Here is a 22576-nt window from a genome sequence, read left to right on the forward strand (position 1 = left end):
CTGGTGGCATGGGGTTGATCAAGCGGATCGGGTACGTGGTGGGCCGCGCCGTCGGCGAGGTGCTGAAGCTGGCGAACCTGGTCACCGGCATCCCAGCCGGTGGGTCGACGCAGAACCGGCGCGCCCAGCGACGGCCGTAGGTTCGCCACACCCGCTTCGGCGAGCCGATTTTCACCGGAGCGGTCAACACGCCAGCTTCGGGCGTCGGTCCCTGCTGGGCTCAGCGGCGGCGGTAGGCCATTCCGGCTGCCACGGCGCCGGCCAGTGCGCCCGCGCCCAGCACCGACGGCACCCCGATTTTCGCGGCCTTGCGGCCGGTCCGGAAGTCGCGGATCTCCCAGCCACGGGCGCGCGCCACCTCGCGCAGGCCGGCGTCCGGGTTGACCGCCACGGCCGTGCCGCACACCGACAGCATCGGGATGTCGTTCGACGAGTCCGAGTACGCCGTGCAGCGCCGCAGGTTCAGGCCCTCCCGCGCGGCCAGCGCCCGCACCGCGTGCGCCTTCGCCCGGCCGTGCAGCAGGTCGCCCACCAGGCGACCGGTGTAGACGCCGTCCACGTGCTCGGCCACCGTGCCCAGCGCGCCGGTCAGCCCGAGCCGCCGGGAGATGATCGCCGCGAGTTCGACCGGCGTCGCCGTCACCAGCCACACCCGCTGGCCCGCATTGAGGTGCATCTCGGCGAGCGCGCGCGTGCCCGACCAGATCTTGTCGGCCATCAGCTCGTCGTAGATCTCTTCGCCGACCTGGTTCATCTCGGCGACCGTCTTGCCGGCGACGAACGACAGCGCCTGCTCCCGGCTGGACTGCACGCCGCTGTGCGACTCGCGCCCGCCGACCCGGAACTTGATCTGCTGCCAGGCGAACCCGGCGAGATCGGAGGTCGTGAAGTACTTGCGCGCGGCGAGACCGCGGGCGAAGTGGAAGATCGACGCGCCCATCATCATCGTGTTGTCGACGTCGAAGAACGCGGCCGCGGTCAGGTCCGGCGGGGCCGGCGGCACGTCGAGCTGGGACTCCATGGCCACGGCGGCGTCGGCCGACGCCTCGCCGGCCATCTCGGCGAGCCGCTCGCGTTCCGGGCCGTCACCCCTGCTGCGCCACACGCACACCGCCTCCTGCGCTCGTCCCTGGGGTCAGCGTAGCGAGGACGTCGGGGATCGGGATCAGGCGATCCCTCCGGAACGGACACCGGTGGGCTTCGATCGGGGCACTGACCGCGCACCGGGGGAAACCACCTTGCCAGCAGCACTACTCGGGCTGCTCAGCGTGCCCGTGCATGTCCTGATGCGGTGGCCGCGCGTGGTCGCTTCGCGCCGGGTGCCGGGTGCCGGGTGTGACCGCGCGGTGGTCTTCGGCATGCTGCACGAGGTGCTGCTGCTCACGGGGACCTGCGGGCCGCGGGGCCCGCGAGCCGACGTTGAACCAGCTGTTCGGCCACAACCTGCTGGTGGTCAGCGCGCCGCGGGGGTTGCGGCTGCCGTTCGTGGTGTTCCGCGCCCAGCGGGGCGGGCCGGGGTAACCTCGGTGGCGGTGGCGCGCCACCCCGGACGAGCCGTCGTACCCGGCAGGACAAGACGACGTGGGAGGACGTCGGTTTTCGTTCGGAGGTTTCTGTCGTGGCGTGGATCGTGCTCATCGTGTCCGGAATCCTGGAAACCGTCTGGGCCGCGGCGTTGAACGCGGCGCGCGGCTTCACCAGGGTCGGACCGAGCGTGTTGTTCGTCGTCGCGCTGGTCGCCAGCATGGCCGGGCTCTCCTACGCGATGCGGTCGATCCCGATCGGCACCGGGTACGCCGTGTGGGTGGGCATCGGCGCGGTCGGCACCGCCGTGTACGGCATGGTCGCGCTCGGCGAACCGGCCACCGCGGCCCGCCTGGTGTGCCTCGGGCTGATCGTCGCCGGCGTGGTCGGCCTGAAGGTCCTGCACTAGCCGATGCCGAGCCCCGGCAGGCCGGGGATCAGCGGCGGGATCGAGATCGGCGGCGGTGGCGTCGTGGTCGACGGCGTGGGGAGCCGGGTGCTGGTCGGCGCGCTGATCGGCGGCGGCAGGACCGTCGGCGTAGATCCGGTGCTCGACGGGGGCAGCGGGCCGGTCGCGCTGGGCACGACCGGTGCGCTGCTGCCGGGAGCGGTCGGCGTCGTGGCGATCTCCACCGGCGGCGGGGACACCGTGCTCACCGGCGGCAGCGGCGCGCCCGACGGGACCCCGAGCAGCGCGTCCGGCGGCACGACGCACTCGCCGGTGGCCGGGACCGCGCCCAGGTCGTCCGCCTCGCCGGTGGTGATGCGGTAGCAGGACAGCCGCGCGGTCAGTGCCGCCGCCCGTGCGTCGATGCGGTTGAGCAGCGTCCCGGCCTGCGTGAACCCGTTGCGGGCGCCGTCCGGCACGTCGAGGGCGGCGAGCTTGTCCGCCTGCTCGCTCGCCCACGTCCGCAGCTGGTCCAGCCGGGCCGTGTCGCCCTGTACGCCGAGCACCGTGAGCTGCGCCGTCCCGGCCGTCGCCTCCGCGGCGAATGCCGACAACAATGTCAGAAAGCCGCTGGTGTTCGCCGACGGCATCGCGGCGAGTTCGTCCAGCCGGTTCGACGCGAACTGCAGGTGCTTGGCCCCGCGCGCGGCCTCGTCGAAGGTGAGTTGCAGCTCGGCGTCCTCGCTCGCCAGCTTCATGCCGTAGAGCGGGTCGCCGGGCAGCGAGCCGCGGGAGAGCAGCAGGCCGACCCCGCCGACGAAGACGATCAGCGCGGCCGCGGCGGCGAGGACGGTCGCCAGCGCGCGGCGCCGCCTGCTGGGTTCCGGCTCCAGCTTCCGCGAGATCTCGGCGCGGATCCGCGCCTTCGTGTCGTCGTCCGGTTCGGCGGCGCGACCGAGCCCGCGGAGCCCGGAGATGACTTCCAGCTCGCGCGCCGTCCACCGGTGCTCGTCCACACCTGCTGCAACGACGCAAACCGTCCGGTTGTTACGCGTTCAGCGCCACGCGTTCGGGAGGAGCTGGGCGAGCTTGCGCACCGCGCGGTGCTGCAACGCCTTGATGGCGCCCTCGTTGCGCTTCATGATCTGCGCCGTTTCGGCCAGCGACAGCCCCTGGATGAAGCGCAGGACGATGCATTCCCGCTGGTCGTCGCCCAGTCCGGCGATCGCGGACAGCAGCGCGTCGCGCGTCGCGCTGGTGACCGCCTGCTGCTCCGGTCCCGGATCGGCGCCCGAGGGCGCGGCGAACGGCGCGGTGCCCGAGCCGGTCACCTCGTCGGTGACCACCTCGAGCTTGTACCGGCTGGACTTGAGGTGGTCGAGCACGATGTTGCGGGCGATGGTGACGAACCAGGCGCCCACGTCGCGGCCCTGGTAGCTGACCGACGAGATGCGCCGCAGCGCCCGCAGGAACGTCTCGCTCGTGATGTCCTCGGCGAGTTCGCGGTCGCTGAGGCGGAAGTACACGTAGCGGTACACGACGTCGACGTACTGGTCGTAGAGCGCGCCGAAGGCGGCGGTGTCACCCTGCTGGGCAGCGCGGACCAGGGCCCACGGCCCCGCCTGCTCGTCCGGCACCTCGTGCACGCGGGTGACCGTGCCGACGTGCAGACCCGCAGGGCGGGCGGCAAGCCAGTTCGTCACGGCGACTCCTTCGTCCGACCCGAGTGATCATCACCACTACGACGCGAGAAGCAGCATACGGGTAGTTACCCGGAAGTAGGTAGTGGCGGGGGTCTCGGAAGAGCGACGATCGCCGAGCTTCCCCATGACGGGGGAGCTGGTGCCACACTGACCCCATGAAAACCGGCAACATCGCCGACCTGCTCACCAGCGCCGCGGAGCAGTGGCCGGACGCCGTCGCGGTGATCGACACCGCCGCCGGCGTCAGCCTGACCTGGTCGCAGCTGGACGCGGCCGCGGGCGGGCTCGCGCAACGCCTGGCGGACCGGGGCGTCGGGGCCGGTGACAGCGTCGCGCTGCGGCTCCCCACCTCGGCGGACTTCGCCGTCACGCTGTTCGGCGTCACCCGCTGCGGTGCGATCGCGGTGCCCGTCTCGCCGCTGTCCCCGCGCCCGGAACTGGACACCGTGCTCGCGCACAGCGGCGCGCGCCTGGTGATCAGCCGGAACCCCGGCGACGGGACGGACGACGTGCCGGTGCTGCGGCCGGAAATCGGTCCAGGTGCGAATTTCCCCGTCCACGGCGGCGGTGAGGACATCGCCGTGCTCTCCTACACCTCGGGCACCACCGGACCGCCGCGCGGGGTGATGCTGTCGCACCGCGCGCTGTTGGCCAACCTCGAACAGCTGGGCCGGATCGACCCGCCGCCGGTCGGGCACCCGGACCGGGTGCTGATCGCGATCCCGCTGTTCCACGTCTACGGGCTCGGCCCCGGCCTGCTGCTCAGCACGGCGGTGGGCGCGACGGCCGTGCTGGCCGAGCGGTTCCACGCGCGGCGGGCGCTGCGGGCGTGCGCGGACCACCGGGTGACCGTGATCGGCGGGGTCCCGGCGATGTACGCCGAACTGGCCATGTTTGAGCGGGACGAACTCGCGGCCGGCCTGGGCACGGTCCGCCTGCTCACGTCGGGCGCGGCGCCGCTGCACCCGAAGGTCCTCGCCGCGATCCGGGAGAAGACCGGGCTGGGCGTGTTCGAGGGCTACGGGCTGACCGAGACCGCGCCGGTGGTGACGTCGACGCTGGTCACCGGCTACCCGAAGCCCGGCTCGACGGGCCGCCCGCTGCCCGGCGTGGAGATCCGGCTGGTGGGGCCGGACGGCTCGGGCGAGCCGGTGCCGCTCGACCCGGACGACCCGGAGGACGTGTTCGAGGAGGACGGCGACGGCACCGGCCTGGTCGCGATCCGCGGCGCGAACCTGTTCTCCGGCTACTGGCCGGACGGCGCGCACGGGCCGGACGCCGACGGCTGGTTCCGCACCGGCGACATCGGGTTCCTGGACAGCGACGGCGACCTGCACCTGGTGGACCGTGCCAACGACCTGATCATCGTGAACGGCTTCAACGTGTACCCGCACGAGGTCGAGGAGGTCATCGCCGGGCTGCCGGAGGTGGCCGAGGTGGCCGTGGTCGGGGTGCTCGACGAGCGCAGCGGCGAGGCGGTCAAGGCGGTCGTGGTTCCCGCGCCCGGTGCGTCGCTGTCCGAGCAGCAGGTCGTCGAGGCCTGCGCGGAGCGGCTGGCCGGGTACAAGGTGCCGCACACGGTCGAGTTCGCCGAGCGGCTGCCGCATTCGCCGACCGGGAAGCTGCGCCGGGTGCAGTTGCGGGGATGATTTGCCCATGGCCCACGAAGTGACCGTGATGACCCGCCAGGGCTGCTCGTCGTGCGTCCAGGCGGAGCGGGACGTCGAGCGGATCTGCGCCGAGCTGGGCGTGCCGTGGCGCGCCGAGGACGTCGACAGCGACCGGGAGTGGCAGGCCGAGTACGGCGACCGGGTGCCGGTGATCCTGGTCGACGGCGCCGAGCACGGCTACTGGAAGGTCGAGGAGGACCGGCTCCGCGCCGCGCTGGCGTAAGCGTTCGGTAACCCCGCTGGGCGCCCCGCCGGGGCCAGACTGGTGGCGTGAGCACGAACCTCGAGTCGCCGCGGCTGTCCGCGCCCGTCGCCGGGCTGATCGGTGTGATCGCCCTGATCGCCGCGCTCGGGGCCGGGCACCTGGTCGCCGGGTTCGTCGGGGCGGGCGCTTCGCCGTTCGTGGCGGTCGGCAACGCGGCGATCGACCTGACCCCGGCCTGGCTCAAGGACTTCGCGGTGCGGGCGTTCGGCACCGCGGACAAGGCCGTGCTGCTGACCGGTATGGCCGTTGCCGCGCTGGCGCTCGCAGTGGCCGCCGGGCTCGCCTCCCGCCGCCGGGCCGCGCCCGGGCTGGTGTTCGTGTCCGCGGTCGGCGTGCTCGGCGGGGCCGCCGTGTTCACCCGCCCCGACCTGGGGCAGATCGCGTTGCTCGCGCCGGTGGCCAGCCTGGTCGCCGGGCTCGCGGTGTTCGCGTGGCTGCACCGGACCGCGCTGGACGGGCAGTACTCGTCGGCCGCGCGGCGGAACTTCCTGATCGCCGTGGCTGGCGCCGGCGTGGCCGGGGTCGTCGGACAGCTGGTCGGCACGAGCAGGGACGCCGAGGGCTCCCGGGCGGCCGTAGGCCCGCTGGTCGCCACGCGGACCGCGCCACCGGTGCCCGCCGGCGCGGACTTCGCGAAGTTCGGCACGCCGTCGTTCCTCACGCCCAACGCGGACTTCTACCGCATCGACACCGCGCTCGTGGTGCCGCAGGTCCGCACTGAGGACTGGTCGCTGCGGATCCACGGCATGGTGGACCGCGAGATCACCTACTCCTGGTCCGACATCCGCGACCGGCCACTGGTCGAGCGGATCGTGACCCTGTGCTGCGTGTCCAACCCGGTCGGCGGGCCCTACATCTCCACCGCGCGGTTCATCGGCGTCGACCTCGCCGAGCTGCTGGCCGAAGCCGGTCTCCGGCCCGGCGCCGAGCAGGTGTTCTCCACCAGCGCGGACGGCTGGACCGCGGGCACGCCGGTGGCCGCGATGATCGATCCGTCCGTCGGCGCGATGCTCGCGATCGGCATGAACGGCGAGCCGCTGCCGATCGAGCACGGTTTCCCGGCGCGGCTGGTCGTGCCCGGGCTCTACGGCTACGTCTCGGCGACGAAGTGGGTGACCGACCTGGAGGTCACCACCTGGGCCGCGCGCAAGCCGTACTGGCTGCAGCGCGGCTGGGCGCGGCAGGCGCCGGTGAAGACGGAGTCGCGCATCGACGCTCCGCGCGGTCCGGTCGCCGCCGGGCAGGTGCGCATCGCCGGGATCGCGTGGGCGCAGCACACCGGGATCGACCGGGTCGAGGTGAGCGTGGACGACGGCCCGTGGGCGACGGCGGAGCTGTCCACCGAGGTGACGGTGGACGCCTGGCGCATGTGGTGGGTGGACGTGCCGGTCGCGCGCGGCAGCCACGCGGTGCGGGTGCGGGCGACCGACCGCAGCGGTTACACGCAGACCGATCAGCTCGCCGATGTCGTCCCGGACGGCGCCACCGGCTGGCACACGATCACCTTCACGGCGCGCTAGATGTGCTTTCGGTCATGCCGTTGACCAGCCACTTTGTGCCTGCGTTCACAAGTGGCTACCGTATTGCCGGTACCCCTCGCGGCGGCCGTGCATCAAACCCGACTTCGCGGCCCGGGTCAAGAGGGATTTCGAAGCTCATCGAGGGCGTGGAACGAGGAGGCCGGCGTGGTGTCACAGCGTGGCCGGCGAAACGGTTCGGCCGTCGCCCGGAAGCTGTCCACCCCGGACGCCGACAACGCCCCCACCGCGGAGATGCCCGCGGTCACCGAGAACGGCGCCGAGGAGGCCAGGGTCCGCGCGATCCCGGAGGCCGCCGTCGCCCGTCTCGCCGTGTACCTGCGCGTCCTGTCCGCCATGTCCGAGCAGGGCGCGACCACCGTGGCCAGCGAGGAGCTCGCCACCGCCGCCGGCGTGAACTCCGCCAAGCTGCGCAAGGACCTGTCCTACCTCGGCTCGTACGGCACCCGCGGTGTCGGCTACGAGGTCGCCGTGCTGGTGGCCCAGCTCGAGCGCATTCTGGGACTCACGCGACAGCACAAGGTCGCCGTCGTCGGAATCGGTAACCTCGGTCATGCGTTGGCCAATTACGGAGGCTTCCCCGGCCGTGGGTTCCCGGTCGAGGCGCTGTTCGACATCGACCCCGACCTGATCGGCGTTCCGGTCGGCGGGATCCCAGTGTCGCACCTCAACGACATCCCCGAGGTGTGCTCGGAGCGGGGGGTCTCGATCGGCGTCATCGCGACGCCGCCGCCCGCGGCCCAGACGGTCGCCGACCGGCTGGTGCAGGGCGGGGTGCAGTGCATCCTGAACTTCGCGCCGGTGGTCCTCCAGGTGCCCGACCACGTCGAGGTGCGCAAGGTCGACCTGGCCGTGGAGCTGCAGATCCTGTCGTTCCACGTCGCCCGGCGAGCGGAGAACGTGGGTGGTAACGGAATGGTGGTGCGCTAAGTGAGTGTCCTGGCCGTCGGGCTGTCGTACCGCACTGCCGATCTCCGGACGCTGGAGAAGGTCGCGGTGCCTGCGACGGAGCTGGAGAAGGTGCTGCACGAGCTCCAGCAGTCGCCGCACGTGAACGAGGTCATGCTCGTCTCGACGTGCAACCGCATCGAGGTCTACTCGGTGGTCGAGGCGTTCCACGGCGGTCTGGCCGACATCTCCGAGGTGCTCGCGCGCCAGGCCGGCTGCGACGCCGCCGACCTCTACGACAACTTCTACGTGCACTACGCGGGCGCCGCCGTCGAGCACATCTTCTCCGTGGCCTCCGGCCTGGACTCGATGGTCGTCGGTGAGACGCAGATCCTCGGCCAGGTGCGCAACTACTACGCCGCCGCGCGCGAGGCCGGCACCGTCGGCCGCACCCTGCACGAGTTGATCCAGACCACGCTGCGCGTCGGCAAGCGCGTGCACACCGAGACCGGGCTGGACCACCTCGGCGCGTCCGTGGTGTCCGAAGCCCTCGGCGAGGCGCCCGACCTGGCAGGCCAGCACGCGGTGATCGTCGGCGCCGGTTCGATGGGCGCGCTGTCCGCGAGCCAGCTGCGCAAGAGCGGCATAGGCCGCATCACGGTCGTCAACCGCACCCTGGCCAACGCCGAGCGGCTCGCGGCCAACGTCACCGAGCAGGGCGTGCCCGCGGTGGCCGCCGGCATGGACGAGCTGACCGCCCGCCTCGCCGACGCCGACGTCGTGGTCGCCTGCACCGGCGCGCAGGACGTCGTCATCACGCCCGCGCACCTTGCCGGCCGCGGCGAGCGCCCGGTCGTGGTGTGCGACCTCGGCCTGCCGCGGGACGTCCACCCCGACGTGGACAGCCTGCCCGGCGTCCGCCTCGTCGACCTGGAGACCGTCCGCAAGCGGATGGACTCGCTGGGCTCGGCGGGCAGCGCCAAGCAGATCGCCAAGGCCAACGGCATCGTGCTGGACGAGGTGCGCGAGTACCTCGCCGCCCAGCGCAGCGCCGCGGTCACCCCGACCGTCACCGCGCTGCGCAAGCGGGCCGCCGAGGTCGTCGACGCCGAGATGCTGCGGCTGGACAACCGGCTGCCCGGCCTCGACGCCGAGGTCCGCGACGAGTTCAACCGGACCGTGCGCCGGGTCGTGGACAAGCTGCTGCACGCGCCGACGGTGCGTGTGAAGCAGCTCGCCGCGGAAACCCAGGGCACGGACTACGCCAACGCGCTGCGGGAGCTGTTCGAGCTCGACCCGGCATCGCCTGCCGTCGTGTCGAGCCCGACCACCGAGCGCCTGCCCAGGACAGACGGTGAAAGCAAGTGACGAGGACCATTCGGATCGGGACGCGGGGCAGCGCCCTCGCCCTGACCCAGACCGGCACGGTCGCCGACGCGCTGCGCAAGGCGGGCCAGGAGGTCGAGATCGTGAAGGTCTCGACGCCGGGTGACCGCTCCAGCGCGCCGATCGCGGAGATCGGCGTCGGCGTGTTCACCTCCGCGCTGCGCGAGGCCCTGCTGAACAAGCAGGTCGACGTCGCGGTGCACTCGTACAAGGACCTGCCGACGGCGCCCGAGCGCGGCATCGTGCTGGCCGCCGTGCCGCCGCGGGAGGACCCGCGTGACGCGCTGATCGCCCGCGACGGGCTGACGCTGGGCGAGCTGCCCCCGGGCGCGCGCATCGGCACCGGTTCGCCGCGCCGCACGGCGCAGCTGCGCGCGCTCGGCCTCGGCTTCGAGGTCGTGCCCATCCGGGGCAACATCGACACCCGGCTGAACAAGGTCTTCGACGGCGAGCTGGACGCCGTCGTGCTCGCGCGCGCCGGCCTGGCCCGTCTCGGCCGGGCCGACGTGATCACCGAGACCCTGGACCCGATCCAGATGCTGCCCGCGCCCGCACAGGGCGCGCTGGCGGTGGAGTGCCGCGTCGACGACGTGGACATCGAACACCTTCTTCGGTCCATTGTGGACGACGAAGCGACACGGGCCGCGGTGACGGCGGAGCGGGCCATGCTGGCCGCGCTCGAAGCCGGCTGCAGCGCGCCCGTCGGCGCACTCGCCGAGGTGGTGGAGGATCTTGACGCGGACGGCTCGGTCATCGAGAACGTGTCGCTGCGCGGGGTCGCCGCCGCCGGCCTCGACGACGAGGGTGTGCAGCTGCTGCGCGCCTCGGCGGTCGCCGGCAAGAGCGAAGCGGAGCAACTCGGCCGCGACCTGGCCGCGGAGCTGCTCGACCTCGGAGCCGGCGCGCTGTCCGGCCCGGGCCGCGAATCACGGTGAAACAGTTCCTCGAACGGTTCGGCGCGCTCGCGCCGACTCATAGGAGAAAGACACGATGACCCCCGCGCGGACAACCGCTGGGCGCGTCGCCTTCGTGGGCTCCGGCCCCGGCGACGCCGGACTGCTGACCGTACGTGCCCAGGAGCTCCTGGCGAAGGCCGAGGTCGTGGTGACCGACCCGGACGTGCCCGCCGGCGTGCTCGCGGGCGCCAGCGCGGACGCCGAGGTCAGGCCCGCCGTCGGCGAGCCCGCCGAGGTCGCGAAGGACCTCGCCAACGAGGCCAAGGGCGGACGGCTCGTGCTGCGCCTGTCCAGCGGCGACCCGCTGACCAGCGCCGCCGCCGTCGCCGAGGTGCAGGCCGTCGCGAAGACCAGCGCGGTCTTCGAGGTCGTGCCGGGCATCACGCCGGGTTCGGCCGTGCCCGCCTACGCCGGCATCGCGCTCGGCGGCAGCTACACCGACGTCGACGTCCGCGGCGACGTCGACTGGGCGAAGGTGGCCGCCGCCCCCGGCCCGATCGTGCTGCACGCGACTTCCGGCCAGCTGGCCGAGGCCGCCGGCGCGCTGACCGAACACGGCCTGGCAGGCACCACCCCGGTCGCCGTCACCGCCAACGGCACGATCAACACCCAGCGCACGGTCGACACCACGCTGGCGAGCCTGTCGCAGGACGCCGGTGAACTGGTCGGCCCGCTCGTGGTGACCGTCGGCGAGCAGGCCGGGCAGCGGTCGAAGCTGTCCTGGTGGGAGTCGCGCGCCCTCTACGGCTGGAAGGTCCTGGTGCCCCGCACCAAGGAGCAGGCCGGCGAGATGGCCGAGCGGCTGCGCATCCACGGCGCCACGTCGCACGAGGTCCCGACCATCTCGGTCGAGCCGCCGCGCAGCCCCGCCCAGATGGAGCGCGCGGTCAAGGGCCTGGTCGACGGCCGCTACCAGTGGATCGTGTTCACCTCGGCCAACGCGGTGAAGGCGGTGTGGGAGAAGTTCGAGGAGTTCGGCCTCGACGCCCGCGCCTTCTCCGGTGTGAAGATCGCCTGCGTCGGCGAGGCCACCGCGGCCCGCGTGCGCGCGTTCGGCATCAACCCGGAGATGATCCCGCAGGGCGAGCAGTCCAGCGAGGGTCTGCTGGCCGAGTTCCCGCCGTACGACGACGTGCTGGACCCGGTGAACCGCGTGCTGCTGCCGCGGGCCGACATCGCCACCGAGACCCTGTCCGCCGGCCTGGTCGACCGCGGCTGGGAGGTCGACGACGTGACGGCCTACCGGACCGTCCGCGCCGCGCCGCCGCCTGCCGAGACCCGCGAGATGATCAAGACCGGCGGGTTCGACGCGGTGTGCTTCACCTCGTCGTCGACCGTGCGGAACCTGGTCGGCATCGCGGGCAAGCCGCACACACGCACGCTGGTCGCGTGCATCGGGCCGAAGACCGCGGAGACCGCGGTCGAGTTCGGCCTGCGGGTGGACGTGCAGCCGGAGGTGGCCGACGTGCCGCACCTGGTCGACGCGCTCGCCGCGCACGCCGCCAAGCTGCGCGCGGAGGGCGCCCTGCCGCCGCCGCGGAAGGCGAAGCGCACCCGGCGTTCTTCCTGATCGTCCGTCCCTCGGGGCCGTCCGTGAGATGTCACGGGCGGCCCCGAGCGTGTTCCGTGGCCGGAGTACCGTCGATGGAGTGTTTCCCGAGCATCGTCCCCGCCGGTTGCGGAGCACGGCGGCGCTGCGGCGCCTCGTCAGTGAGACCACCCTCCGGCCGCGCCAGCTGATCCTGCCCATGTTCGTCGCCGAGGGCGCCACGGCGCCGCGGCCCATCTCGAGCATGCCTGGCGTCGTCCAGCACACCCGGGACACGCTGCGCAAGGCGGCCGTCGAGGCGGTGCAGGCCGGCGTGGGCGGGCTGATGCTCTTCGGTGTGCCCGCGAACCGGGACGCGACCGGCTCCGGCGCGGTCGACGAGAACGGCATCCTCAACGTCGCCCTGCGCGACCTGAGCTCGGAGCTCGGCGACTCGACCGTCCTGATGGCCGACACGTGCCTGGACGAGTTCACCGACCACGGCCACTGCGGCGTGCTGGACGACCGCGGAGGCGTGGACAACGACGCGACGCTGTCGGTATACGCGGACATGGCCGTGGCCCAGGCCGACGCCGGGGCGCACCTGCTCGGGCCGAGCGGCATGATGGACGGCCAGGTCGGCGTGATCCGCCGGGCGCTCGACGAGGCAGGCCACACCGAGACCGGCATCCTGGCCTACTCCGCCAAATACGCGAGCGCTTTCTACGGCCCGTTCCGCGAGGCGGTGGACTCCCAGCTCAAGGGCGACCGCAAGACGTACCAGCAGGACCCGGGCAACGCGCGCGAGGCGCTGCGCGAGATCGAGCTGGACGTCGAAGAGGGCGCCGACGCGATCATGGTCAAGCCGGCACTGTCGTACCTGGACGTGATCCGCCTGGCGGCCGACGCGTCCCCGGTCCCGGTGGCGGCGTACAACATCTCCGGCGAATACGCGATGGTCGAGGCGGCCGCGGCGAACGGCTGGCTGGACCGCGAGCGCACGATCCTTGAGGTGCTGACCTCGATCCGCCGCGCGGGTGCGGACATGATCCTGACCTACTGGGCGACGGAAGCGGCGGCCTGGCTCGACTGAGCCAGCGGCCGCCCGGCCGGGTCGGCGGCGACGGCGGCACAGTAGTCTCTGACGGGTGAGTGAATCGGACGACCTGGTCGAACGGCCGGACCCGCCGAAGCCGGTGCAAGTGTCGTTCTGGCTGTGGGTCGCCTCCGCGGTGGTCCTCGTCATCGCCTACCTGGTGGTGTTCCTGGCCCGCCAGCAGGTCATCGACACCCTGGTCAAGGCCAACACGAACACGCAGATCACCCCGGACAAGATCGCGTCCGGCACCACGGTGCTGTTCGCGATGCTGCTGGTCGGCTCGGTGTCGTTCGCGGCTTTCTTCGTGCTGTTCGCCTGGAAGGCGCGCCAGGGCACCCGCTCCGCCCGCACCGTCCTGACGGTCCTGGTGGCGATCACGCTGGTCTTCCAGTTCGTGATGCAGGCCTACACCGGCATCTCGCTGGTCGCGACGCTGCTCGGTCTGGTCGCGCTGGCGCTGATGTACATCCCGTCGGTGCAGCCGTACTTCCCGAAGGTCAGCCGCCGGTAAGCCGTGGACCGGTACGTCGAGCGCGGAGCGAGCTGGACGGCCCTCGCGTACGGGCCCGGCTTCGCCCTGCTCGGGTTCCTGGCCGAGCTGCTCACCGGCGCCACGCACACCGTCGCGTGGGTGATCGTCGGTCTCGGGCTGGCCGCGATCACCGCTCCCTGGGTGTACGCGCGGCGGCGGTTCCTGACCGTCCGCGTCACCGGCGAAGCGTTGTGGCAGGGCCGCGAACGGCTGCCGCTGACCGACATCGCCGAGGTCGCCGACGTCGGCGCGCCGACCGGGGCGCGGGTGCTCGGCGGCGGCTGGACCACCCCGAACAAGTACGACTCGCTGCCCATCCGGCTCACCGACGGCACCGTCGTGCTCGCCTGGGCCAAGGACGTCGAGGCGCTGCGGACCGTGCTGCAGGAGGCGCGGACGGCATGAGAGGCTGCTCACGTGACTGAACAGGCTCGCCTCAACCAGCCCGTGCGCGCGGTGGTCGCGCTGGCCGAGGTGCTGCTGGCGGCGGTGGCCGTGTGGGGCGCCTTCCAGTTGTGGCAGCAGGGCGTGCACACGGTCGTGGTGACCCTCACCGACGGCACCGTTCTGACCAGCACGCGCTGGGTCGGGAGCTGGATGTCCGGCGCGATCGGCCTCGGCGTGGTCGCCGGGATCCTGCTGGTCGACGCCGTCCGCGAGGTCCTGCTCGCGGTGCGCGTCAAGCGCCGCCGGAAAAGCCGCGAAGCCGATCATGACGAGGACGACTTCGGCTACTTCACCGGACACCTGAACCAGGCCTGACGGGACCTTTGCAAGACTGGGGTCTGTGACGCAAGCAGTCGACAAGTCCAGGGCATGGTTCGACCGGGCCGCCGCTGTGACACCGGGTGGGGTGAACTCCCCGGTGCGGGCGTTCAACTCGGTGGGCGGCACGCCGCGGTTCATGGTGCGCGGCGAGGGTCCGTACCTGTGGGACGCGGACGGCAACCGCTACGTGGACCTGGTGTCCTCGTGGGGTCCGATGATCCTCGGGCACGCGCACCCGGCGGTCGTCGACGCGGCCCGCGCGGCCGCGAGTTCGGGCCTGTCCTTCGGCACGCCGACGATCGGCGAGGTCGAGCTGGCCGAGGAGATCATTGACCGGGTCGACCCGGTGCACCAGGTGCGGCTGGTCAACTCCGGCACCGAGGCGACGATGAGCGCGATCCGGCTGGCCCGCGGGTTCACCGGCCGCGGCAAGATCATCAAGTTCGCCGGCTGCTACCACGGGCACGTCGACGCGCTGCTCGCCCAGGCCGGCTCCGGCGTCGCCACGCTCGGCCTGCCGACCTCGCCCGGGGTGACCGGGGCGCAGGCCGCGGACACGATCGTGCTGCCCTACAACGACATCGAGGCCGTGCGGCAGTCGTTCGCGGAGAACCCGGACTCGATCGCGGCGATCATCACCGAGGCCGCCGCGGGCAACATGGGCGCCGTCGCGCCGGACGTGGACTTCAACGCCCAGCTGCGGGACATCGCGCACGAGCACGGCGCGCTGCTGATCATGGACGAGGTCATGACCGGCTTCCGGGTGTCCCGGTCCGGCTGGTTCGGCATCGAGGGCGTGCCCGGCGATCTCTACACGTTCGGCAAGGTCATGTCCGGCGGGCTGCCCGCCGCGGCGTTCGGCGGCCGCTCCGACGTGATGGCCCGGCTCGCCCCGACCGGCCCGGTCTACCAGGCCGGCACGCTGTCCGGGAACCCGGTCGCGGTCGCCACGGGCCTGGCAACCCTGCGCACGGCCGACGACGAGGTGTACCGCCGCCTCGACGCCAACTCGCAGCGCTTGGGCGCGCTGTTCACCGAGGCGCTGACCAAGGCCGGGGTGCCGCACCACGTGGCCTACGCCGGGAACCTGCTCAGTGTGTTCTTCCGCGAGGAGCCGGTGCGTAACTACCACGACGCCACCAGCGCGGACACCTGGCGTTTCCCGCCGTTCTTCCACACGCTGCTGGAGCGCGGCGTGTACGGGCCGCCGAGCGCGTTCGAGGCCTGGTTCGTCAACTCCGCGATGGACGACGCGGCGTTCGAGGTCATCGAGGCCGCGCTGCCCGCGGCCGCGAAGGCCGCTGCGGAGGCCCGTCAGTGACGACCATCGTGCACCTCCTCCGGCACGGCGAAGTGCACAACCCGGAGGGGATCCTCTACGGCCGCCTGCCCGGCTTCCACCTGTCCGAGCGCGGGCGCCGCCAGGCACTGACGGTCGCCGAGGCCGTCGCCGCCCACGACATCACCCACGTGGTCGCCTCCCCGCTGCAGCGCGCGCAGGAGACCGCGGCCCCGATCGCCGCGGCGCACCGGCTCGACGTGCAGACCGACGAGCGGCTGATCGAGGCGGGCAACGTGTTCGAGGGCCAGAAGGTCGCGGTCGGCGACGGCGCACTGCGCCAGCCGCGGCACTGGACGAAGCTGCGCAACCCGTTCCTGCCCTCGTGGGGCGAGCCGTACGTGGAGATCGCGCACCGGATGCTCGGCGCGGTCCTGCGGGCCCGCTCGAAGGCCGAGGGCCACGAGGCGTTGTGCGTGTCGCACCAGCTGCCGATCTGGACGCTGCGCCGGTTCCTGGAGGCCAAGCCGCTGTGGCACGACCCGCGCCGCCGCCAGTGCTCGCTCGCCTCGCTGACCAGCCTCGTGTTCGACGGCGAGGAGCTGGTGAAGATCGTCTACAGCGAGCCGGCCGGCGCCACCGACCCGAAGGTGACCGGAGCATGAAGCGCATCCTCGCGGCGGTCCTGGCGAGCGTGTGCGTGCTCGCCGGGTGCAGCACCGGGAACGACGCGGTGTCGCAGGGCAGCAACTTCGAGTTCGTCGCGCCGGGCGGCAAGACCGACATCCTCTACGAGGGCGCCGACCGGCAGCCGATCCCGAACCTGTCCGGCGACGACCTGATGACCGAGGGCAAGACCATCTCGGTCGCGGACTACGCGGGCAAGGTCGTCGTGATCAACATCTGGGGCCAGTGGTGCGCGCCGTGCCGCACCGAGGCGCCGGAGCTGGAGAAGCTCTACCTGGCGCACCAGGCCAACGGCGTGCAGGTGCTCGGCCTCGACGTCCGCGACGACGACCGCTCGGCGCCGCAGGACTTCGTGCGCAACCGGCAGCTGACCTATCCGTCGATCTACGACCCGCCGGGCCGCAGCCTGCTGCAGCTGTCCGGCTACCCGCGCAACGTCGTGCCGTCCACGATCATCCTGGACAAGCAGCAGCGGGTGGCCGCGGTCTACCTGCGGTCGATCCTGGCCAGCGACATCGAGCCGGTGGTCCAGCGGCTCGCCGCCGAGTAACCCGACCGCAGGAAGACCCCGAGCGCCAGCGCGCCGCCGAACAGCAGGAACGCGGTCCCGGCGACCGTCGGCGGGTGCGGCGTCGCGAGCTGGGGCGAGACCCGCGCCCACTGCTGGATCGCGACGGCGGCCGCGGCGGCGGAGGCCGTCAGTCCGGCGGCGCCGAGGGCGGCGCCCCACTTCCCGGCGCCGCGCAGGACGATCACCAGCACCGCGAGCACGCCGGCGACCTGCACGGCGGGCAGGTTCACCACCTCCGGCCGCACGACGAGGTGGTCCATCGCGAGCTGCGCGCCGGTCGAGCCGAGCACGCCCGCGGAGGCCATCAGCGCCCCGGCCCACCACCGCAGGTGCAGCGCGGCCCACGGCGCGGCGGCCGTCAACGCGCAGCACAGCAGGAACGGGACCGAGCGCCAGGCGAGTTCGGCGCGCGTGATTTCCCACACCAGCGGGGCTCCGACCAGCACGGACAGCGACGCGTGGACACGCAGCGGAATCGTCATGGGCGAAAAGGTATGGTGTGGCCCACGGCACCGGCTTCGGTCGAAGAGCTCGCCGTCCTCGGCCGATCGGCCGAGACCATCCCGGTGAACTCACACCGAACTCACTGCTTACCCTCGAACCGTGAACTCCGTGACCGAGCTGGCGACCTCCGGGCCGCTGCTGCTCGCAGCCGGGGTCGCCCTGCTCGCCGGCGCCATCTCGTTCGCCTCGCCGTGCGTCGTCCCGCTCGTGCCGGGTTACCTCGCCTACCTCGCCGCGCTGGTCGGCGCCGACGCACCCGCCGTGACCGCGGACGAGGACCGCAAGAAGGGCCGCTACGCCGTCGTCGGCGCGGCCGGTCTGTTCGTGCTCGGCTTCACCGTCGTGTTCGCCGCGGGGGTCGGCAGCCTGGTGTGGCTCGCCGACGCCCTGCTGGTCAACCAGGACCTGCTGCAGCGCGTCGGCGGCGTGGTGACGATCGCGATGGCCCTGGTGTTCCTCGGTCTCATCCCGGCGCTGCAGCGCGACGTCCGGTCGCACCGCGTGCCGCGCGGCGGCCTGCTCGGCGCGCCGCTGCTGGGCGCGGTGTTCGGGCTCGGCTGGACGCCGTGCATCGGCCCGACGCTGTCCGGCGTGCTCGCGCTGGCCGCGGGCACCGGCTCCAGCGGTGCCCGCGGGTTCCTCCTGGTCCTGGTCTACTGCCTAGGCCTCGGCCTGCCGTTCCTGCTCATCGCGTTCGGCGCGCGCTGGGCCGTGCGCGCCACCGACTGGCTGCGCCGCAACGGCCGCCGGGTGCAGATCTTCGGCGGCGGGCTGCTCCTCGTCGTCGGGGTCCTGCTGGTCACCGGCCTGTGGGGCGAGCTGGTCAGCTGGTTGCGCGACGCCTTCGTCACGGACACGGTGCTGCCGCTGTGACCACGACCGAAGCGCCCCCGGCCCCCAAGCCGTACCGCGACTCGCCCGCCAAGCGCGTCCTGGCGTTCCTGCGCAACACCTGGCGCGGGCTCACGGCGATGCGCACGGCGCTGATCCTGCTCTTCCTGCTCGCGCTCGCCGCGCTGCCCGGCGCCCTGCTGCCGCAGCGCACGCTCAACGCCCCGAAGACCGAGCAGTACATCGCCGACCACGGCTGGTGGGGCACACTGCTGGACCGCCTGCAGTTCTTCAACGTCTACTCCAGCGTCTGGTTCTCGGCGATCTACCTGCTGCTGATGATCTCGCTCATCGGCTGCCTGCTGCCGCGCAGCGTCGAGTACCTGAAGTCGATGCGGGCCAAGCCGGTGCTGACCCCGCGCAACCTGTCCCGGCTGCCGCACTTCGCGAAGGCCACCACCCCGCGCGACCCGGACGAGGTCGTCGCCGCCGCCCGCGCCCGGCTCAAGGGCTGGCGCAGCGTCGAGCGCGAGGAGGAGGACGGCGCCCGCACGATCAGCGCCGAGCGCGGGTACCTGCGCGAGGCCGGCAACCTGGTCTTCCACTTCGGGATGCTCGGGCTGATCATCGCGTTCGCGCTCGGCAAGATGTACACCTACGAGGGCCAGGTGATCGTCCAGGCCAACGGGTCCCAGTTCTGCAACTCCGGGATCTACGCCTACGACTCGTTCACCCCGGGCCTGCGCGTCGACGGCACCGACCTGAACCCGTTCTGCGTCAAGGTGAACGACTTCACCGCCGAGTTCACCGAGGCGGGCCAGCCCATCCAGTACAAGTCGAACGTCCAGTACCAGGCCGGCGCGGACCTGGAGACCGGCACCTGGCGGGACTACCTGCTCGAGGTCAACTCGCCGCTGCGCCTGGCTGGCGACCGCGTCTACCTGCTCGGCAACGGCTACTCGCCGATCTTCACGATCACCTGGCCGGACGGCACCACCCGCACGCAGGCCACGCAGTGGCGCCCGACCGACGGCACCGGGACGCTCAACGAGGGCGCGACCAAGTTCGACCCGCCGAACATCACCGACCCGTTCGAGCGGCGTACCAAGCAGCTCGCGATCACCGGTCTGTTCGCGCCGGACGGCCTGTTGCACGGCGGGGTGCTGACCGGCGGCGGCCCGGAGATGACCAACCCGATGGTCGCGGTCGACGTGATGCGCGGCGACCTCGGACTCGACTCCGGGCAGAGCCAGTCGATCTTCTCCATCGACCAGTCCATGGTGGACGACGGGCGGCTGGCGCGCGTGGCCCGCTCGAACCTGAACGTGGGCCAGTCGGTCACCCTCGACGACGGCACCGTGGTGCGGTTCGACGGGGTGCAGCGCTTCGTGTCGCTGCAGATCTCGCACGACCCGACCCAGACCTACGTGCTCGGGTTCGCCGTCGCGATGTTCCTCGGCCTCGGGTTGTCGTTGCTGATCAAACGTCGCAGGCTGTGGGTGCGGGTCGTCCCGGCCGGCGAGGGCGGGACCGGTACCGTGGTCGAGGTGGGCGGGCTCGCCCGCACCGACCAGGCGGGCTACGGCGAGGAGTTCACCCGGATCGCGGAAGAGCTGCTCACAGGCAAGAAGAAGAGGTAGGTAATGCCGGTCAACGAGACGTTGTCCCAGTACAGCGACTGGTCCTACACGACGGCGACCGCGATCTACGTACTGGCGCTGGTCTTCTTCCTCATCGAACAGTCCTTCGGCGCCAAGGGGCGCCGCGCGGCCGAGCGCACCCGGGAGCGGGCGCGTGAACTCGTCGGCGCCGGCGGCCCGGACAGCACCGAGACGGTCACCCCTCCGGCTGAAACTCCCGCGGCCCGCGCCGCCCGCGGCCGCGCCGAGCGGATCGGCCGCATGGGCGCTGCGCTGACCGTCCTGGGCGTGCTGCTGCACCTGACCGCGCTGGTGTTGCGTGGTCTGGCGACCCACCGCGTGCCGTGGGGAAACATGTATGAATACATCATGGCGGTGACGTTCATCGCCGTGGTGACCTGGCTCGTGGTGATCCGCAAGTTCCCGGCCCGCCACCTGTCCGGTTTCCTGCTGCTGCCGGTCGTCATCCTGATGTTCGTCGGCGGCACGATGCTCTACACCGTCGCCGCGCCGGTCCAGCCCGCGCTGCAGTCGTACTGGCTGGTCATCCACGTCTCCGCGGCGGCCGCGTCGTCCGGCATCTTCCTGGTGCCCGGTGTCGCCAGCATCCTGTACCTGATCCGCTCGGCGCACGAGCGCGACCCGAAGCGGTTCGCCCGGTTCGGGTCGCGGCTGCCCTCGGCCGACGTGCTCGACCGAATCGCCTACCGCACCACGGTGTTCGCGTTCCCGCTGTTCACGTTCGGCGTGCTGTGCGGCGCGGTGTGGGCCGAGGCCGCGTGGGGCCGGTTCTGGGGCTGGGACCCGAAGGAGACCACCGCGTTCATCGCGTGGATCGTCTACGCCGCCTACCTGCACTCGCGGGCCACGGCGGGCTGGCGCGGCACCCGCGCGGCGGTCATCAACACCGTCGGCTTCGCGGTGACGGTGTTCAACCTGTTCTTCGTCAACCTCGTCACCACGGGCCTGCATTCCTACGCCGGGGTCGGCTGATGACCGAGCCGCGCGAACCCGAGTCCTACTTCTCCGACGAACGAACCGACTCCACCTCGCACCCGGCTCCTCCGCCGCCGCGGCACCAGCAGCCCGGTTACGACCCGAACCTGCCTCCGCTGCAACAGCAGCAGTACGGGCAGCCGCAGTACCCGTACCCGCCGTTGCCGCAGCCGTCGCGGCCGCGTCACGCGTCGCCCGACCGGCCGGTGCGGCCGCCGAAGCGCGTGCCCCAGTCGGGCTGGCGCAAGGTGGTCTACGTCGCCTCCGGCAAGCTGATCAACCCGGGGGAGAGCCCGCAGGAGCAGCGGCAGCGCGAGCTGGTCGCGCGGGTGAACCAGCCGCTGCGCGGGTGCTTCCGGATCGCGATGCTGAGCCTCAAGGGTGGGGTCGGCAAGACCACGATCACCACCACGCTGGGCTCGACGTTCGCGGCGCTGCGCGGTGACCGGGTGATCGCGGTCGACGCGAACCCGGACCGCGGCACGCTGTCGCAGAAGATCCCGATCGAGACCACGGCGACGGTGCGGCACCTGCTGCGGGACGCGGACAAGATCACGCGCTACAGCGACGTCCGGGCCTACACGTCACAGGGCTCGAGCCGGCTGGAGATCCTCGCCAGCGAGCAGGACCCGGCGGTGTCGGAGGCGTTCTCCGAGAGCGACTACCTGCGCACGGTCAACCTACTGGAGCACTTCTACAACATCGTGCTCACCGACTGCGGCACCGGCCTGATGCACTCGGCGATGAAGGGCGTGCTGGACGCGGCCGACGCGCTGGTGGTGGTGTCGTCGGGCTCGGTCGACGGTTCGCGCAGCGCCTCGGCGACGCTGGACTGGCTGGACGCCCACGGTTACGGCGACCTGGTGAAGCGCTCGGTGACCGTGATCAACTCGGTCCGCCCGAAGGCCGGTTCGGTGGACCTGGACAAGCTAGCCGCGCACTTCGCGGCGCGGACCCGCGCGGTGTGCCGGATCCCGTTCGACCCGCACCTCGAAGAGGGCGCGGAGATCGAGTTGGAGCGCCTGACGCCGGAGACCCGCATGGCGCTCCTCGAACTGGCGGCCACGATGGCCGACGCCTTCCCCGGTAAGCGGTAGGTCAGTCCTCCTCGGACTTCGGCGGCTTCTGCTCGCCGAGCTTGCGCAGGAATTCGGGGTCGTCGTCCGGTGGGACGGTCGCTCGCGACGACACCCCGACGTGCTCGGGGCCGAAGGCTCGCCACAACAGGACAGCGATGGTGAGCGCTCCGATCGCTGCGAGCAGGTAGATCATCCCCGCTCCCTTCCGAGTGCGTTGGCGCGGAACTGCTCCACCGAGGGTAACCCCTCCGGCGTGAGTTCCGGTTGACGCGCTCGGGCCCCGCGGGGCCGGCCTGGCCGGTCCGCGGGGTTCTCGCCACCTGCTCAGACGCGGGCGGGCTCGCTCGCGTCCGTGGTGAGCTCGGCCAGCAGGGCGTTGACCTCGGACTCCCGGAAGCGCCGGTGCCCACCGGGGGTGCGGATCGAGCCGATGCGGCCCGCGGTCGCCCACCGGGTCACGGTCTTCGGGTCCACCCGGAACAACGCGGCGACTTCGCCGGGCGTCAGCAGGCGCCCTCCCGTGCTAGCGGTCATTTTCCGCCTCCTTCACGACCAAACTGCTAAACCGGAGCTCGAAGCCCCGGTTCGATCAACACGGCAATCGTGGCATCTCACCCGCCAGGTACTCGAACGGTTGTCGAACAGTAAAGGGTAAGTAATGGACAAAACGCCCAGCTTGTGGACGCTAAGCAACTGTGCAGGCAGCGGTCGCGGGCCGGGGGTAAAGGCCGCCTAGGCTGGTCC

At 72.0% G+C, this 22576-nt stretch carries 26 protein-coding genes and 1 riboswitch; of the genes, 20 read left to right on the forward strand and 6 right to left on the reverse strand.

Translation table 11 applies throughout. The annotated features are described in order from the left end of the window. The first annotated feature begins 8 nt into the window (after positions 1-8). Positions 9-140 (forward strand): hypothetical protein, encoded by a 132-nt coding sequence (locus AMETH_RS41285; protein WP_017986397.1) that lies wholly within the window; start codon positions 9-11, stop codon positions 138-140. 80 nt (positions 141-220) lie between these two features. On the opposite strand, the gene AMETH_RS02195 is transcribed toward AMETH_RS41285, so the two are convergent. After that, a complete protein-coding gene (locus AMETH_RS02195; protein ID WP_223843283.1) occupies positions 221-1057 on the reverse strand; it encodes an HAD family hydrolase in 837 nt (278 codons plus the stop codon). 466 nt (positions 1058-1523) lie between these two features. Continuing rightward, positions 1524-1586, forward strand: a riboswitch (guanidine-III (ykkC-III) riboswitch). A gap of 32 nt (positions 1587-1618) precedes the next feature. Between AMETH_RS02195 and AMETH_RS02200 the strand changes: the two genes are divergently transcribed. After that, on the forward strand, positions 1619-1933 hold the full coding sequence (locus AMETH_RS02200; RefSeq protein WP_017986400.1) for a DMT family transporter: 315 nt from the start codon (positions 1619-1621) through the stop codon (positions 1931-1933). On the opposite strand, the gene AMETH_RS02205 is transcribed toward AMETH_RS02200, so the two are convergent. Next, positions 1930-2928 carry a DUF5667 domain-containing protein gene (locus AMETH_RS02205; protein WP_017986401.1) on the reverse strand — a complete coding sequence of 333 codons (999 nt, stop codon included), beginning with the start codon at positions 2926-2928 and terminating at the stop codon, positions 1930-1932. The genes AMETH_RS02200 and AMETH_RS02205 overlap by 4 nt on opposite strands. 39 nt (positions 2929-2967) lie before the next feature. Continuing rightward, a complete protein-coding gene (locus AMETH_RS02210; protein ID WP_223843284.1) occupies positions 2968-3558 on the reverse strand; it encodes a sigma-70 family RNA polymerase sigma factor in 591 nt (196 codons plus the stop codon). Positions 3559-3770: 212 nt separating this feature from the next. On the opposite strand from AMETH_RS02210, the gene AMETH_RS02215 reads away from it, so the two are divergent. The 14 genes from AMETH_RS02215 (at position 3771) to AMETH_RS02280 (ending at position 16761) form a co-directional block, all read left to right on the forward strand. Further along, the gene (locus tag AMETH_RS02215) at positions 3771-5264 is read left to right on the forward strand and encodes an AMP-binding protein (protein WP_017986403.1); all 1494 of its coding nucleotides are present in this window, start codon (positions 3771-3773) and stop codon (positions 5262-5264) included. A 7-nt stretch (positions 5265-5271) separates the two neighbouring features. Then, positions 5272-5508: a glutaredoxin family protein gene (locus tag AMETH_RS02220; RefSeq protein ID WP_017986404.1), complete on the forward strand. Its 237-nt coding sequence runs from the start codon at positions 5272-5274 to the stop codon at positions 5506-5508. Between the two features lie 47 nt (positions 5509-5555). Continuing rightward, a complete protein-coding gene (locus tag AMETH_RS02225; protein WP_017986405.1) occupies positions 5556-7070 on the forward strand; it encodes a molybdopterin-dependent oxidoreductase in 1515 nt (504 codons plus the stop codon). A 165-nt stretch (positions 7071-7235) separates the two neighbouring features. After that, on the forward strand, positions 7236-8018 hold the full coding sequence (locus AMETH_RS02230) for a redox-sensing transcriptional repressor Rex (protein ID WP_017986406.1): 783 nt from the start codon (positions 7236-7238) through the stop codon (positions 8016-8018). After that, positions 8019-9344 (forward strand): glutamyl-tRNA reductase, encoded by a 1326-nt coding sequence (locus tag AMETH_RS02235; RefSeq protein WP_017986407.1) that lies wholly within the window; start codon positions 8019-8021, stop codon positions 9342-9344. Continuing rightward, positions 9341-10297, forward strand: a complete 957-nt coding sequence (gene hemC, locus AMETH_RS02240; RefSeq protein ID WP_017986408.1) for a hydroxymethylbilane synthase — start codon at positions 9341-9343, stop codon at positions 10295-10297. Before AMETH_RS02235 ends, hemC begins: the two co-directional genes overlap by 4 nt. A gap of 55 nt (positions 10298-10352) precedes the next feature. Continuing rightward, a complete protein-coding gene (locus AMETH_RS02245) occupies positions 10353-11888 on the forward strand; it encodes a bifunctional uroporphyrinogen-III C-methyltransferase/uroporphyrinogen-III synthase (RefSeq protein ID WP_017986409.1) in 1536 nt (511 codons plus the stop codon). 79 nt (positions 11889-11967) lie between these two features. Further along, positions 11968-12939, forward strand: a complete 972-nt coding sequence (gene hemB / locus AMETH_RS02250; protein WP_081617648.1) for a porphobilinogen synthase — start codon at positions 11968-11970, stop codon at positions 12937-12939. A gap of 55 nt (positions 12940-12994) precedes the next feature. Continuing rightward, entirely contained in the window at positions 12995-13456 is a 462-nt protein-coding gene (locus AMETH_RS02255) for a hypothetical protein (RefSeq protein WP_017986411.1), read from the forward strand. A 3-nt stretch (positions 13457-13459) separates the two neighbouring features. Beyond that, positions 13460-13882 carry a DUF3093 family protein gene (locus tag AMETH_RS02260; protein WP_017986412.1) on the forward strand — a complete coding sequence of 141 codons (423 nt, stop codon included), beginning with the start codon at positions 13460-13462 and terminating at the stop codon, positions 13880-13882. A 12-nt stretch (positions 13883-13894) separates the two neighbouring features. After that, complete coding sequence (locus AMETH_RS02265) at positions 13895-14239, forward strand: hypothetical protein (protein ID WP_017986413.1); 345 nt, start codon at positions 13895-13897, stop codon at positions 14237-14239. Between the two features lie 25 nt (positions 14240-14264). Then, entirely contained in the window at positions 14265-15566 is a 1302-nt protein-coding gene (gene hemL / locus AMETH_RS02270) for a glutamate-1-semialdehyde 2,1-aminomutase (protein WP_026153727.1), read from the forward strand. Next, the gene (locus AMETH_RS02275; protein ID WP_017986415.1) at positions 15563-16189 is read left to right on the forward strand and encodes a histidine phosphatase family protein; all 627 of its coding nucleotides are present in this window, start codon (positions 15563-15565) and stop codon (positions 16187-16189) included. Before hemL ends, AMETH_RS02275 begins: the two co-directional genes overlap by 4 nt. Continuing rightward, entirely contained in the window at positions 16186-16761 is a 576-nt protein-coding gene (locus AMETH_RS02280) for a TlpA family protein disulfide reductase (protein WP_017986416.1), read from the forward strand. Before AMETH_RS02275 ends, AMETH_RS02280 begins: the two co-directional genes overlap by 4 nt. Here the strand turns inward: AMETH_RS02280 and AMETH_RS02285 are convergent. Further along, positions 16698-17264: a hypothetical protein gene (locus AMETH_RS02285; RefSeq protein ID WP_017986417.1), complete on the reverse strand. Its 567-nt coding sequence runs from the start codon at positions 17262-17264 to the stop codon at positions 16698-16700. The two genes, AMETH_RS02280 and AMETH_RS02285, sit on opposite strands and share 64 nt — an antisense overlap. A gap of 121 nt (positions 17265-17385) precedes the next feature. On the opposite strand from AMETH_RS02285, the gene AMETH_RS02290 reads away from it, so the two are divergent. Genes AMETH_RS02290 through AMETH_RS02305 form a run of 4 tightly spaced genes read left to right on the forward strand, consistent with a single transcriptional unit; the run spans position 17386 to position 21850 of the window. Then, positions 17386-18159 (forward strand): cytochrome c biogenesis CcdA family protein, encoded by a 774-nt coding sequence (locus tag AMETH_RS02290; RefSeq protein WP_017986418.1) that lies wholly within the window; start codon positions 17386-17388, stop codon positions 18157-18159. Then, positions 18156-19757 (forward strand): cytochrome c biogenesis protein ResB, encoded by a 1602-nt coding sequence (resB, locus tag AMETH_RS02295; RefSeq protein ID WP_017986419.1) that lies wholly within the window; start codon positions 18156-18158, stop codon positions 19755-19757. The genes AMETH_RS02290 and resB overlap by 4 nt, the downstream gene beginning before the upstream one ends. Before the next feature lie 3 nt (positions 19758-19760). Then, entirely contained in the window at positions 19761-20750 is a 990-nt protein-coding gene (ccsB, locus tag AMETH_RS02300) for a c-type cytochrome biogenesis protein CcsB (RefSeq protein WP_017986420.1), read from the forward strand. Further along, positions 20750-21850 (forward strand): MinD/ParA family ATP-binding protein, encoded by a 1101-nt coding sequence (locus tag AMETH_RS02305; protein WP_017986421.1) that lies wholly within the window; start codon positions 20750-20752, stop codon positions 21848-21850. The genes ccsB and AMETH_RS02305 overlap by 1 nt, the downstream gene beginning before the upstream one ends. Before the next feature lies 1 nt (position 21851). Here AMETH_RS02305 and AMETH_RS38525 read toward each other — a convergent pair whose 3' ends face one another. Next, positions 21852-22025, reverse strand: coding sequence for a hypothetical protein (locus AMETH_RS38525; RefSeq protein ID WP_017986422.1), 174 nt, complete (start codon positions 22023-22025; stop codon positions 21852-21854). A 131-nt stretch (positions 22026-22156) separates the two neighbouring features. Beyond that, positions 22157-22366, reverse strand: a complete 210-nt coding sequence (locus AMETH_RS02310) for a BldC family transcriptional regulator (RefSeq protein WP_017986423.1) — start codon at positions 22364-22366, stop codon at positions 22157-22159. Positions 22367-22576 lie beyond the last annotated feature (210 nt).

This window comes from Amycolatopsis methanolica 239 (genome assembly GCF_000739085.1).
Taxonomy (GTDB): Bacteria; Actinomycetota; Actinomycetes; order Mycobacteriales; family Pseudonocardiaceae; genus Amycolatopsis_E; species Amycolatopsis_E methanolica.

Bases quoted from the DNA above. Each gene is read 5' to 3' on its own strand.
- AMETH_RS02195 (WP_223843283.1), bottom strand. From the start codon at position 1,057: ATGGCCGGCGAGGCGTCGGCCGACGCCGCCGTGGCCATGGAGTCCCAG.
- AMETH_RS02245 (WP_017986409.1), top strand. From the start codon at position 10,353: ATGACCCCCGCGCGGACAACCGCTGGGCGCGTCGCCTTCGTGGGCTCC.
- AMETH_RS38525 (WP_017986422.1), bottom strand. From the start codon at position 22,025: ATGATCTACCTGCTCGCAGCGATCGGAGCGCTCACCATCGCTGTCCTG.
- AMETH_RS02305 (WP_017986421.1), top strand. From the start codon at position 20,750: ATGACCGAGCCGCGCGAACCCGAGTCCTACTTCTCCGACGAACGAACC.
- AMETH_RS02220 (WP_017986404.1), top strand. From the start codon at position 5,272: ATGGCCCACGAAGTGACCGTGATGACCCGCCAGGGCTGCTCGTCGTGC.
- AMETH_RS41285 (WP_017986397.1), top strand. From the start codon at position 9: ATGGGGTTGATCAAGCGGATCGGGTACGTGGTGGGCCGCGCCGTCGGC.
- ccsB (WP_017986420.1), top strand. From the start codon at position 19,761: ATGCCGGTCAACGAGACGTTGTCCCAGTACAGCGACTGGTCCTACACG.
- AMETH_RS02285 (WP_017986417.1), bottom strand. From the start codon at position 17,264: ATGACGATTCCGCTGCGTGTCCACGCGTCGCTGTCCGTGCTGGTCGGA.
- AMETH_RS02280 (WP_017986416.1), top strand. From the start codon at position 16,186: ATGAAGCGCATCCTCGCGGCGGTCCTGGCGAGCGTGTGCGTGCTCGCC.
- AMETH_RS02310 (WP_017986423.1), bottom strand. From the start codon at position 22,366: ATGACCGCTAGCACGGGAGGGCGCCTGCTGACGCCCGGCGAAGTCGCC.
- AMETH_RS02215 (WP_017986403.1), top strand. From the start codon at position 3,771: ATGAAAACCGGCAACATCGCCGACCTGCTCACCAGCGCCGCGGAGCAG.